This window comes from Veillonella sp. 3913 (genome assembly GCF_003992235.1).
GTDB lineage: Bacteria > Bacillota > Negativicutes > Veillonellales > Veillonellaceae > F0422.
In genome coordinates this window covers 241,826-255,627 of sequence record NZ_RQVF01000001.1, presented here as the reverse complement: position 1 = coordinate 255,627, position 13,802 = coordinate 241,826, and the positions used below count along the sequence as shown (strand labels likewise).

Genomic DNA, 13,802 nt, shown 5'->3' with positions numbered 1-13,802 from the left:
TCGCTCTAAATCTCCACTAGTACCACATCGCTATGTACTTCTGTTACAACTCCACTTACAATGTCTCCTACATTAAAATGGTGATTCTGTTTAGGAATTTTACTATGTACATATTCGTTAGTTAAGCCATAATAATAAAAGTCATCGCTTTGTTCGATGAGAACCTTCACAGGTTGGTTAAGAAAACGATTGGCGTAGGCTTTAAAGCCTTCCTTACCAAGTTGGTTTAATAAGGCAACACGTGTTTTTTTCACTGCCTCTGGCACTTGGTCTTCCATCTTAGCAGCTGGCGTACCTTCTCGAATAGAATATGGGAAGGCATGGATATGCGTAAAACCAACTTCTTTGACTGTGCGCATGGTTTCCTCAAATAATTCGTCTGTTTCCCCTGGGAATCCGGCGATAATATCTGTTGTAATGGATAGATTCGGAATGCGGCTACGTAAATACTTCACTAAATCTTTGTATTGTTGCAAATTATAGTGACGGTTCATCGCTTTTAACACTGGATCAGATCCTGCTTGTAATGGCAAATGTAGGTTAGGGCATACACGAGGGTTCGTTGCCATTAACTCGATTAATTCTTCCGATACTTCTACAGACTCAATAGAACCAAAACGAATGCGCTCTAAGCCATCAATGGTCAATAATTCACGCACAACGCGGCCTAAGGTTGGTCGCTCTGGTAATTCAATACCGTAGTTACCGAGGTGTATACCTGTGAGGACAACCTCTTTATACCCATAGGCAACCAGGCGTTTTGCTTCTTCCACAATGTCTTCAATTTTTCTAGACTTTAATTTTCCTCGTGTATACGGAATGATACAGAAGGAACAGAAATTATTACATCCTTCTTGTATCTTCATGAAAGCCCGACATTTTTCAATTTCATTGCCAAATAAAGGCATTTCTTCAAAGGTAGACTCTTCCATCACATTACGAACGATGGAAATCTGTTCTTCTGTAGATGGAATATTTTCTACTAATTCCACGATTTTATTCCGGTTTGCCGTACCGATGACAAGGTTAACCCCATCGATAGCAGAAATTACTTCTGGCGCTAACTGAGCGTAACAACCAGTTACTACGATAAATGCTTCTGGGTTACGGCGCTTTGCTTGTCGGATTAATTGGCGTGATTTTTTCTCTCCCATATTGGTTACAGAACAAGTATTAATCACGTAAATAGAGGCTTCTTCATCGAAACCAACAGGAGTATATCCTGCTTTTATAAATAAACCTTTCATGGCATCCGTATCATATTGATTGACACGACACCCTAAGGTAGTAAATGCAACTGTCTTCATGAGACTCCTAATCTAGTAATTCATATTGAATCATACTCACAGCACTTAAGGCTGCTGTTTCAGCACGCAATATAGTGGATCCTAGGCTAACCTTATGGCCTCTACACGCTTCTAATAATTCCATTTCAGTAGGACTATAACCACCTTCAGGACCAATGCAAATGGCTATGGTATGGTATGAATTAGTATGTAACTGTGTTTGTAAAATATCTTTGATCGTCTTGTCATCTTCTCGTTCATAGGCACCTAACAAGAGAACTCCCTCATCAGATTGTAAGGTTTGCAGTACCTCTGAAAGTGACTGTTCTACTGTTAATGTAGGTACATCAGGGCGACCACATTGTTGGCTTGCTTCTATGATAATTTTTTCCCATCTATTTTTCTTGGCGTTTAATTTTTTAGCATCATATTTAGCTACACAATGGACCGAAGATACACCATAGATGTGATGAACGTTTAATTCCGTAGCCTTTTGCAATAAAAACTCGAACTTATCGCCTTTCAAAAAGGATTGAATTAACACTACTTTCGTAGCTGTTGTAGGCACGTCAATGGTACGTAATCGTTTCGCCATATATATATCTGATTCCTCAGATATTAGCATAAATTCACCTGTATTCCCTTCATGATTGCTCACAATAAACGGTTCCTCTTTAGAATGGCGCAATACATGAAAGAGATGATGTGCTGTATCTGTAGGTAACTGGATACTTTCATCTATAATGCCATCAATAAATATTTTTTTCATATACTTCCTATCTTATGCCAAGGCAAAGGTATGCCAAGGACCCTCTACCATTTCTTCCATAATAGTCCAGTGGTTAGTAATATACGGCATAATTTCATCATACCGATCGTCCACAATACCACTTATTATTAGTATACCATTATCGTGTAGTTTTTCCCTAATCATAGGCAATAAAATTTTTAGAGGATCTACTGTTAAATTCGCTAGTATAAGATGAGCTTTACCGTGAAAGTCATCGCTTAAATTGCCATGAATGATGGTTGCCTCAATACCATTATTTTCACAGTTTTCCTTGGCCTGTATAGCTGCCTCTTCTTCTAGGTCGATGCCCACTAGGTTAGGTATCCCTAAATGATGGGCTGCTAGTAATAAAATACCTGTACCAGTACCAATATCTAGGCAAACCTGTTGGCTCAAATCTGTGGGAATACGGTGTATATATTTGCCTAATAAAGTGGCGCAGTTTCTTGTAGTTTCATGGTCTCCTGTGCCAAAAGAAAGCTTTGTATCCATGGTCATTACCACATCTTGTTCTGTAGCGAGTGGATCTGTAGAGACATCATAGCTTTGCCAAGCGGGACAAATCACCAAGTCTGGTAACAATCTCGTAGGCATAATATATTGTTGCCAACTATGATACCATTGCTCATCGTCTACAGTTTTACTTACCATATCACTATAGGAAATATTAGCAACTTGTAATGCTGTTTCTATGATCTGTTTCCACTGCTCCTCATCTTTGTCTATGCCTAAATAGATGGTCACACGGCTTAAGTTGGGGTTATTTTCTATTGTTTCTTCTATGTATCCATTACTCTCTATATCATTAAAAATGGCAGCCATTTCATCAATGACTGCCACTTCTACAGTAATGGATATTTCTATCCATTTCATAGATGACTCCTTACTTACCAAGGTTTAATCTTGGCAAAATAACTGTTTCACCTTATCACTTAAATTTTCTAATATGCTTTTATTCACTTTCAAAGTATTTACATCTTCTTTGTTTTCTGCAGCAAACTCAACTAATAATTGACGTTGTTTATCTGTCAATTTTTTAGGTGTTTCCACAGTGACAACTACGTGTTGATCACCACGTTGGCTTGGTTGACGTAAATACGGAACACCTTGTCCTTTAATTCTGAAAGCAGTACCAGTTTGTGTACCTTCAGGGATTTTTAATTCTACTTTACCTTCTAAAGTAGGAACTTGTATAGTAGCACCTAGTGCAGCTTGTGAGAAAGAGATAGTTTGACGTAATACAACATCGTTGCCACTACGTTCAAATTCTTTATCACGAGACACAGAGATATACACATATAAATCGCCCTTAGGGCCACCTAATGTACCAGGCTCCCCTTCTCCGGATACACGAAGACGTGCACCATCATCGACACCAGCTGGTATTTTGATTTCTATATCACGACGTTTGATTGCTTGTCCTTGTCCACGACATACTTTACAAGGTTTTTCAATAATTTTACCTTGTCCACCGCATCGAGAACATGTGCGCACCGTTTGCATACGTCCAAATGGTGTATTTTGAATGACAGCTTCTTGACCGGAACCATGACAGTTTGGACATGTTTCTACTTTAGAACCAGGCTCACCACCTGTACCATGACAATGATCACACTCTTCATGGCGCTGTACATTGACTTTCATCGTTGTTCCAAATACAGCATCACGGAAAGAAATGCGTACATCTTGGCGTAAATCGGCACCACGCTCTGGACCACGTTGACCACGGCCACCACCGCCGCCGAACATGTCAAAGATATTACCAAAAATATCTTCAAATCCGCTGCCACCGCCGAAACCGCCAAATCCGCCGCCACCAAAACCACCGCCAAAACCGCCAGCGGAGTTACCTCCGCCAGCAGTGAAGGCATCATGACCGTATTGGTCATATTGTGCTTTTTTAGTGTCATCAGATAATACTTCGTAGGCTTCATTCACTTCTTTAAAGTTCTTTTCTGCCTCTTCAGGATTATCACGGTTTACGTCTGGATGGTATTGACGTGCTTTCTTACGAAATGCTTTCTTAATTTCATCTTGGGATGCATTTTTGTTGACGCCAAGGACGTCATAATAATCACGAGCCATTATCTATGTCCCTTCTTATTATTTTTTGTCTTCGTCAACTACTGTGTAGTCAGCGTCTACTACATTATCATCTTGTTTAGGAGCTTCTTGTCCACCTTGTTCGCCTTGAGCTTGCGCTTGTTCGTACATTTTAGAGGACAATTCGTATAAAGGAGCTGTCAATGCTTCGCTATCAGCTTTAATTTTTTCAATATCGCCAGATTCAATAGATGCTTTTAACGTTTCTGTCGCTTTTTTAACAGCTTCTAATTGTGCTGCATCAGCTTTACCTTCAAAGTCTTTCACTGCTTTTTCAGCTTGGTATACCAAGTTATCAGCATTGTTTTTCACTTCTACTTCTTCTTTTTTAGCTTTATCTTCAGCTGCATGTGTTTCAGCTTCTTTTACCATGCGTTCGATTTCTTCATCGCTTAAACCGGAAGATGATGTAATTGTGATTGCTTGCTCTTTACCAGTACCAAGATCTTTTGCTTTTACATTAACGATACCGTTAGCATCGATGTTGAATGTAACTTCGATTTTAGGTACTCCACGAGGAGCTGCTGGGATACCGGACAATTCGAAACGGCCCAATGTTTTGTTAGATGCTGCCATGTCGCGTTCCCCTTGCAATACATGGATATCAACGGAAGGTTGGTTATCTGCTGCTGTGGAGAATACTTGAGATTTAGATGTAGGGATTGTTGTGTTGCGGTCGATAATTCGAGTGAAGATGCCACCCATAGTTTCGATACCTAAAGACAATGGAGTTACGTCAAGTAACAATACGTCTTTTACTTCACCTACTAATACACCACCTTGAATCGCAGCACCGATAGCTACACATTCGTCAGGGTTGATATTTTTAGTTGGTTCTTTACCTAATTCGCGTTTGATCGCATCTTGTACTGCAGGAATACGAGTAGATCCGCCTACTAACAATACTTTGTCAATTTCAGAAGCAGATAAACCAGCATCTTTCATAGCTTTACGAGTAGGTTCGATAGTTGCTTCTACAAGGTCACGAGTCAATTCATCGAATTTAGCACGAGTCAATGTTACGTCTAAATGTTTAGGACCTGTTGCATCAGCTGTAATGAATGGCAAGTTGATTTGTGTGCTAGCCACTCCAGACAACTCAATTTTAGCTTTTTCAGCAGCTTCTTTTAAACGTTGGTCAGCTAATTTGTCATTGGATAAATCGATACCAGTTTCTTTTTTGAATTCGCTGATTAAATAATCCATAATGCGTTGGTCAAAGTCGTCACCACCTAAATGGTTGTTACCAGATGTTGCCAATACTTCAAATACGCCTTCACCCAATTCAAGGATGGATACGTCGAATGTACCACCACCAAGGTCGAATACAAGGATTTTACCGTCTTCACCTTTATCTACACCGTATGCCAAAGCAGCTGCTGTAGGTTCGTTGATGATACGTAATACTTCTAAGCCTGCTACTGTACCAGCGTCTTTTGTAGCTTGACGTTGAGAGTCAGTGAAGTATGCAGGAACAGTGATAACTGCTTGTTTTACTGGTTCCCCTAAATGAGCTTCTGCATCAGCTTTAATTTTTTGTAGAATCATAGCAGAGATTTCTTGTGGTGTATAGGATTTACCTTCTACATTCACTTTGTAATCTGTACCCATATGACGTTTAATAGAAATGATTGTGTTTTCAGGGTTAGAAACTGCTTGACGTTTAGCTAATTGACCTACTAAACGTTCACCATTTTTTGCAAAACCTACTACGGAAGGAGTCGTTCTAGCTCCCTCTTGGTTTGTAATAACAGTTGGTTCGCCGCCTTCCATTACTGCGAAACAAGAATTTGTTGTACCTAAGTCAATACCAATTACTTTTGCCATTTAACATGACCTCCTAATACTTCTTCTAATATGTTAATTATAATAATTAATTATCCGTTATGGACTACTTTCACCATGGCTGGACGTACCACGCGGCCTTCTACAGTATAGCCAGTTTGTAATACTTCACACACAGTGTCATCTTCCATATCTTCAGCTGGCACACGCATGATAGCTTGGTGGTAATTTGGATCAAATGGTTGACCCACAGCTTCAATCACCGCTAATCCTTGTTTTGATAGGCTTGCCATCAAGCTTTGTTGAATCATTACAAATCCTTCCATGAAAGCCTTCGTTTCTGGCGTTTCAGGTGCTGAAAGTGCCCTTTCAAAATTATCTAATACTGGGAGTAAACCTTCAATAACATGAGATTTAACAAATACCCCTAATTGTTCTTTTTCTTGGTTTGTACGACGTCTGAAGTTTTCAAAATCTGCTTGCAAACGCATGTATCGTTGCTCCCATTCTTTCGTAGGGTCTACTGCTTCAGGAGCTTCTTCTTCCAAAACTTCCACTTCAGGAGTGACTGTTTCTTCTTGTTTATTTTCTTCCATACTTCACCTCTTTACAGCTTCTTTTTCTGTTCTTGTAATTCTTCCATGCACTTATTAATATAGGCTAGGATACCCATAATACGGCCATATTCCATTCGTGTAGGCCCTACAATAGCGAGGGTACCTACTTGATGAGGAACATTGAAACTTGCTTGGATAACGCTGATATCTTTCACCAGTTCGTTGGAGTGACCTATTTTTACATCGATAGGACTACTAGAGTTTGGCGTTAATAATTGGGTTAATTCATCTTGTTGTTCCAATAAGGCTAACAGTGGTTGGGCCCGTTTAATATCGTTAAACTCTGGTTGTTCTAATAAGGATGTAGTTCCTATTGTATAGAATAGTTTTCGCTTAGCAATGGCTCGATATAATGTGTCACAAAAAACTACATACGTTGTATCTTGTAAATCTAAAGTTACCCGCATTTTGTCTAAGTTTTCTTGCGTGATATCCTGGATGGATACATCATGAAGTACACTATTAAAGCGATGTGCATGCATAGCTAATTCTTCTTTATTAATAGGTTCTGTAAAATAAATTGGCTCATTATCCAAAGCACCTGTATTCGTTACCACCACCATGACCGCTCTATGTTCATCGATAGGAAGAACATGGATATAGGTTATAGTAGATGAATCATGGGCGGGAGCTAAAAACATACTCACATTATGACTAATACGAGAAATAAGTTTTGCTATTTCTACAAAAAAATCATCAAGTTCTTGTTGATGAGTCTGCCATAACTCTTGAATTACAGGAATATCTTCAGCAGCAGCGTCTTCAAACTCCTGTAAAGTGTCTACATAGTACTGGTAGCCTTTTGCCGAAGGAATCCGACCTGCTGATGTATGAGGTTGTTCAAGAAAGCCAAGATCTTCTAAATCAGCCATTTCATTTCGTACCGTCGCAGGACTGATGCCTAAATCATAATTCTTTGCGATGGTACGAGAACCAACAGGTTCCGCTGTTTTAATGTAATCTTGAATGATAGCACGCAGAATGCGCTCTTTCCTTTCATCCATAGTATCACCTCGTTATTATTAGCACTCACTAAGGTTGAGTGCTAACTACAAGATATATAGTATCACATTTACAACATATGTCAAGTGAAAAATTGGTGAAAGTTCAGTAAATACCGTATTAGTCAAAAAAACAAACTTTTTGATTGTCTGGTTTGGTGAGGTATTTCATGGTCTGATTCGGGCAAAGGGAAGAGCACGGCACATTCCTCCGCAAACTGATACTTCGTTAGGTTTGCTCCGGAACATGCCGTGCTCTTCTAGGGTTGTCATCAATTAGCCCATTAGCTTAACATATCTCACCAACGCATCCAATCTGGTGGAAGTTTGAGGGCGAGCGTTGCTGTGATCCTCTACGTTAGCTCTTACATAGTGCATTATATAGACATACCTCACTAACGCATCTACTCGGTGTGAGATTTAATCGATGTATACTCCCTTTTATAATTGTATCGTCATAGAATTGATAGTATAATGATATTAAGATTAAATATTGGTAACTATTAAGATATTAGGCTTTGTAAGATGCTAGGCCTTAGCTTAATCTTGTTTTAGATTAATGATTTCTATAAAGGAAAGGTAGTATATGAAATTTATTGTATTACAACGTGATGACATTGAAAATTTTGTACATGTCGAGCAAGCACAAGTTCATGATTTAATAAACGAAGATCATCATAACGAATTAGCACACATATTGGACTATGCAAAACACGGAGAACAATTACAGTTCATAAAAAAAAGCAGTACGCTCCTACCTAAAGGACTACGACTGCTGTATATTCCACCCTTGGAAGAACTTGGTATCACTACAGGTGAAACTTCCATATCATTAGAATGGACTGGACTTGAAGAAGATACGTTATACATCATTAATGATGAAGAACCGCTTAAACTACGTATCACTAATCCAAAAGCTGGGGTGTACTATAAAACTATCCGTTAATTTACTCTCATTACCTAAGATATCGCATTTGATGTAATATAATACATAATTCCTATGTTTCCATTTATAAGAATTAGTAGTAATTAAAATTGACATATATTTCTTCATTCAGTATAATAGAGGCAAGATTAGTGCAACAATCCCTACGGGGACCTGTGCGGAAAGTAACCTCCTCTATTATATAGAGGGGGTTATTTTTTTGAAACCATTTCTATCAATCGTTCAACAGATAAAACTATTAAAGGATAGAGGTTTACTAATAAAAGATATAAAGCATGCAAAAAAATACTTATTAACCCAAAACTACTATAACATTATTAATGGGTACGGTAAGTTTTTTCCGAGGAATAAAGAACAATATACCAATGGCTCAACATTCGATGAAATTACACATCTTTTTGTATTCGAACGGGAAATAAAACATGCATTTTTTGAAGCTATAATAGCTATGGAAACTCATTTAAAGGCAATTTTATCACATAGATTTTCCCAACTATATTCTACAATTCCTTATGCATATTTAGATATAAATTGCTACGACAAAACTCGCTCCCTTGAATCTATTAAAAGTATTTCTAGAATATCTCATGTAATTTCTAAGTATAAAACTAAACCTAATAATAGCATTGCTCATTATATTAACACTTACAACGATGTTCCTATCTGGGTACTAATAAATTTTTTAGATTTTGGTTGTTTGAAACATATTCTAATAAATAGTACTAAAAAACTCCAAAATATAATCTCTAAAGACTTATTCACTTTTATTGAAGAGCATATTTCTACCACAGCACCATTTCCTCCTGAGGTTATGATATCATTTGTTGAAAATATAAATGATATTAGAAATATTTGTGCGCATACAAATCGTTTACTTGATTCAAAATGTAAACGAGATTCTAAATATTGGGCTCCTTTGCATAAAGCCTTTAACATTAAGCACAATCAATTGAGAAACTCACCATATTCTGTAATGATATCTTTACACTGTTTCTTAAGCCATCATGAATATGCAACTCTTCAAAATACTATAAGAAAACAATTTAACATCCTAGAAAAACGACTTACATCTATAAGCATTAATGATATCTCAAAACGATTAGGTTTTCCAAATGATTGGCATCATAATACACCTAACATAACAACAAAATAATATCTATATTCATTAATAAGACCAGTACAAGACATCAAGCATGTAACTCGTACTGGTCTTTTTATGTGTTATCGTACTCATATTCTCCTTAGGAACGCCATTATGCGTAACATATCTTGTGGCCTCCTTACTACCTAAATCACGTATACACAAGAAACGAGCAACATGTAGTTCAGTAAAACTGTTAGGCGACTCCTTAGTAGCAAACTCTACTAATTTTTTCCCCTTGAGGAACACCATTATGCGTAGCAGATCTTGTGGCTCCCCTTACTACCTAAATCACACATAACTAGAAACGAGCAACATGTTCCGGAGGAAACCTAACCACTGTATCAGTTTCTGGAGGAATATGTTGCTCGTTTCCCTTTGCTAGTTAGTCAATAGCCACAAGATTACATAACAGAAGAAGTGACGACTTCAAACATTATGAAATACCGTTTGTGAGGAGTATACCGTGCTCTTCCTTTTAATATATTTAGTTTAGTTAGCCACAGGCTACATAGCATCACAAGTGACGTTTTACTGGAACGGATTCCCCAATCGTTGTAATACATGTTCAAACTTCTCTTTTGGCTTCGCATTAGTGCTATACCATTCTAAAAGCTCTGAGATTTTCTGCTCTGCTTCTTCCGGGGATAATCCTTCTAGCAAGGTAATTGCTTTTCGAGGTAAGGCACCGCTTGTGCCACCTGCTACTAAGGTAAAGCCATTTGGTTTTCCCACTAGGCCGATGTCTTTAATCATGGATTCAGCGCAGCATCGTGGGCAACCGCTGATGCCGATGCGAATTTTGTTCGGCATATCTTTGCCGTAGTGTTTTTGGTCTACCATGGTCGCCATCGGAATGGTTTCCATAAAGGCATGGCTACATCCATCTGTACCTCTGCATGCCACGATGGAGTTCACCGATTTATGTTGTACTTGCACCACTCCATCTGGTAAGTGTTCTAAGATGGATTCTTTTTGTTCTTTTGTAATGTCATAAATTTGAATGCCTGTAGGAACGATACGGAACTTTCCGCTATGTTCTTTCGCTAGGCTAAAAATTGCCTCCATTTGTTCGTATGTGAACTCACTGAATAAGGCATGTAAAATAACTGCTGTTTTCATAAAACTCTCCTAAATTAACTGTATGGGCGTACATTCCTACTTAGGACGTAAGGAACTGACTAAACACATAATTGCCGTGCTTGGCCCCTTCCTTAGTGAGACGATATGCATCATCTTCATAAACAAGCAATTGTTTACGTATTAGATCTGTTACAACAGATCCATATATATTGTGAAAGTCTAAATTAAATCGACTTTCAAACAAACTAGGTACTAATCCCCACTTCGTGCGCAACGCAAGAAAGCTAAAATCTTCATAGTCACGAGGGCTAGTGATGATTTCTTCCTCAATGCATGGACTTTCACCCATTTCAATTTTATGGATGTAAGGCACCACGTAAGGGGTATTCTGAAAGCGCCGATTCCCAACAAAGGAATGAGCACCAGCACCAAAGCCGATGTAATCAGCGCCATGCCAGTATTTGATATTATGACGACTGAAAGCTCCATCTTTACCAAAACTAGCAATTTCATATCTATCGAACATCTGTTTTTCTAACCCTTCTACAAGGTAGTCGTACATCTGTTCGCATATATCTTCAGACGGTAATATGACCGAATGATCCATAACTTGGCGATGTAATAAGGTACTAGGTTCCACTTGCAGGCCATAGATAGAGATATGATTTATGGGCAAAGACTGAATGACTTCTAGATTATAAGAAATATCTTCCAATGTTTGTCGGGGTAATCCATAAATTTGATCAATGCTAATATTGCGGAACCCTACCTCATAGGCATCTAGAACTGCTTGTTGTGCCATCTTTGCCGTATGGGTTCGGTGCAATACACGCAAATGGTCATCACGAAATGTTTGCACACCAAAGCTAATGCGGTTAATTCCTAGTTCATGCAATTGTTTCAGGTATTGTGCATCCACTTCACCAGGGTTAGCCTCAATGGTAATTTCTACATCACTGCTAACCGTATATGTTTTGTACACTGTCTCTAATATACGATTCAATTCCTTGATGGACAATACAGTCGGTGTTCCACCGCCGAAGTAAATCGTATCGAAAGGCTCTGTTCCTAACAGGGATTGACTAGATTCAATCTCTTGGCGCAACGTATAGGCGTACACATCAAAATAGTCTTCTAATCCTTGGTACGAAGGGAAATCACAGTAGGTACACTTTTGACGGCAAAAGGGAATGTGGATATACATTCCCCTGTGACCTACTGGAATACGAGTGGTATTCATTAGTTTTCTACTTTCAAAATCGCCATGAATGCTTCTTGTGGAATCTCTACAGACCCTACAGCTTTCATCCGTTTTTTACCTTCTTTTTGTTTTTCTAGCAATTTACGTTTACGGGAAATATCACCGCCGTAACATTTTGCCAATACGTCTTTACGCCAAGCTTTTACCGTTTCACGAGCTACAATTTTTGTTCCTACTGCCGCTTGGATTGGAATTTCAAAGTTTTGACGTGGAATCAATTCTTTCAATTTCTCAGCGAGGGCACGGCCACGTAATTGAGCCCGATCTTTGTGAACAATAATACTCAAGGCATCGACAGGATCTCCATTTAATAAGATGTCCATTTTCACCATTGGAGATTGTTGGTAGCCAATCAATTCATAGTCCAAGGATGCGTAGCCTTTCGTAGCAGATTTCAATTTATCGAAATAATCGTAAATGATTTCCCCTAGCGGCAAGTGGTATACGATAGATACACGGCTTTCATCAATGTATTCCATGCTGATGTATTCCCCACGTTTGTCCTGTGAAAGTTCCATAATGGCCCCCACATAATCTTTAGGAACGATAGTGGTAGCCTTTACATATGGCTCTTCTACATAGTCAATTTCAGTTGGTGGCGGTAATTTAGCAGGGTTATCCACTTCGATGACTTCCCCATTTGTTTTGTATACCTTATAGTTTACGCTTGGAGCAGTCGTAATCAAGGATAGATTATACTCCCGTTCCAATCGTTCTTGGATGACATCCATGTGTAATAGTCCAAGGAAACCGCAACGGAATCCAAAACCTAGTGCCAAGGATGTTTCTGCTTCGTATTCTAAAGCAGCATCGTTTAAATTTAGTTTTTCTAAGGCATCCCGTAAGTTTTCATAATCTTTGGAATCTGTTGGGTATAGACCACAATATACCATGGACACGGCTTTACGGTATCCTGGTAATGGTTCTTCAGCTGGATTATCTGCTTTTGTGATCGTATCCCCTACACGACAGTCACGAACATTTTTAATACTTGCTGCCACACAGCCTACAGAGCCACATGGTAATTCTTGGACTGGCAACAGATGCGGTGTAAATACACCTAATTCAGTGACCTCAAAATCCTTAGAACTGTGCATCATACGGATGGTATCTTTTACTTTCAAAGAACCTTCTTGTACACGCACGTATGCAATGGCACCTTTGTAGGAGTCAAAGCGAGAGTCAAAAATTAAGGCACGTGCTGGTTTATCAGAATGATCTGGTGGTGCAGGAATTTTCTCTACAATCGCTTCTAAGATATCCTGAATACCAATGCCAGACTTAGCACTGGCCAGAATAGCATCGGATGCATCTAATCCAATAACATCTTCAATTTCACGTTTCACACGTTCAGGATCTGCACTTGGCAAATCAATTTTATTAATGACAGGAATGATTTCCAAATCATGTTCCAATGCTAAATAGACATTGGCCAAAGTTTGTGCCTCAACACCTTGTGCAGCATCAACTACCAACAAGGCTCCTTCGCAAGCTGCCAAGGAACGTGATACTTCATAGCTGAAGTCCACGTGACCCGGTGTGTCGATTAAATTTAATGTATATTCTTGTCCATCTTTTGCAGTGTGCAATAAACGAACGGATTGGGCTTTAATCGTAATGCCCCGTTCCCGTTCTAGGTCCATGGAGTCTAAGACTTGGGCTTGCATTTCTCGTTTCGTCAAAGACCCAGTTTCTTCGATTAAACGATCCGCCAGCGTGGACTTACCATGGTCAATATGAGCAATGATACAAAAATTACGAATATGTGATGTACTCATGACTTCCCTTT

The 13,802-nt window shown here is 38.8% G+C and carries 12 protein-coding genes; 2 read left to right on the top strand and 10 right to left on the bottom strand.

What is annotated here, in order from left to right:
- Nucleotides 1–5 precede the first annotated feature (5 nt).
- From mtaB to hrcA, 7 genes are read right to left on the bottom strand one after another with little or no spacing between them, the layout of a single operon-like run.
- A complete protein-coding gene (mtaB, locus tag EO113_RS01300) occupies nt 6–1,307 on the bottom strand; it encodes a tRNA (N(6)-L-threonylcarbamoyladenosine(37)-C(2))-methylthiotransferase MtaB (RefSeq protein ID WP_127135321.1) in 1,302 nt (433 codons plus the stop codon).
- Nucleotides 1,308–1,314: 7 nt separating this feature from the next.
- Nucleotides 1,315–2,055: a 16S rRNA (uracil(1498)-N(3))-methyltransferase gene (locus EO113_RS01295; protein ID WP_127135320.1), complete on the bottom strand. Its 741-nt coding sequence runs from the start codon at nt 2,053–2,055 to the stop codon at nt 1,315–1,317.
- Nucleotides 2,056–2,067: 12 nt separating this feature from the next.
- A complete protein-coding gene (locus EO113_RS01290) occupies nt 2,068–2,949 on the bottom strand; it encodes a 50S ribosomal protein L11 methyltransferase (protein ID WP_127135319.1) in 882 nt (293 codons plus the stop codon).
- A 24-nt stretch (nt 2,950–2,973) separates the two neighbouring features.
- Nucleotides 2,974–4,161, bottom strand: coding sequence for a molecular chaperone DnaJ (dnaJ, locus tag EO113_RS01285; RefSeq protein ID WP_127135318.1), 1,188 nt, complete (start codon nt 4,159–4,161; stop codon nt 2,974–2,976).
- A gap of 18 nt (nt 4,162–4,179) precedes the next feature.
- Nucleotides 4,180–6,006, bottom strand: a complete 1,827-nt coding sequence (dnaK, locus tag EO113_RS01280; RefSeq protein WP_127135317.1) for a molecular chaperone DnaK — start codon at nt 6,004–6,006, stop codon at nt 4,180–4,182.
- A gap of 50 nt (nt 6,007–6,056) precedes the next feature.
- Entirely contained in the window at nt 6,057–6,560 is a 504-nt protein-coding gene (grpE, locus tag EO113_RS01275) for a nucleotide exchange factor GrpE (RefSeq protein ID WP_127135316.1), read from the bottom strand.
- An 11-nt stretch (nt 6,561–6,571) separates the two neighbouring features.
- Nucleotides 6,572–7,585: a heat-inducible transcriptional repressor HrcA gene (gene hrcA / locus EO113_RS01270; RefSeq protein ID WP_127135315.1), complete on the bottom strand. Its 1,014-nt coding sequence runs from the start codon at nt 7,583–7,585 to the stop codon at nt 6,572–6,574.
- A gap of 583 nt (nt 7,586–8,168) precedes the next feature.
- Between hrcA and EO113_RS01265 the strand changes: the two genes are divergently transcribed.
- Nucleotides 8,169–8,528: a hypothetical protein gene (locus EO113_RS01265; RefSeq protein WP_127135314.1), complete on the top strand. Its 360-nt coding sequence runs from the start codon at nt 8,169–8,171 to the stop codon at nt 8,526–8,528.
- Nucleotides 8,529–8,727: 199 nt separating this feature from the next.
- Nucleotides 8,728–9,681, top strand: coding sequence for an Abi family protein (locus EO113_RS01260; protein ID WP_127135313.1), 954 nt, complete (start codon nt 8,728–8,730; stop codon nt 9,679–9,681).
- Nucleotides 9,682–10,200: 519 nt separating this feature from the next.
- On the opposite strand, the gene EO113_RS01255 is transcribed toward EO113_RS01260, so the two are convergent.
- The 3 genes from EO113_RS01255 to lepA are packed head-to-tail and all read right to left on the bottom strand — an operon-like array spanning nt 10,201 to nt 13,791.
- Complete coding sequence (locus tag EO113_RS01255; protein ID WP_127135312.1) at nt 10,201–10,791, bottom strand: nitrite reductase; 591 nt, start codon at nt 10,789–10,791, stop codon at nt 10,201–10,203.
- A 40-nt stretch (nt 10,792–10,831) separates the two neighbouring features.
- Complete coding sequence (gene hemW / locus EO113_RS01250) at nt 10,832–11,992, bottom strand: radical SAM family heme chaperone HemW (RefSeq protein WP_164726291.1); 1,161 nt, start codon at nt 11,990–11,992, stop codon at nt 10,832–10,834.
- Complete coding sequence (lepA, locus tag EO113_RS01245) at nt 11,992–13,791, bottom strand: translation elongation factor 4 (protein WP_062403449.1); 1,800 nt, start codon at nt 13,789–13,791, stop codon at nt 11,992–11,994. Before lepA ends, hemW begins: the two co-directional genes overlap by 1 nt.
- Nucleotides 13,792–13,802: the final 11 nt, after the last annotated feature.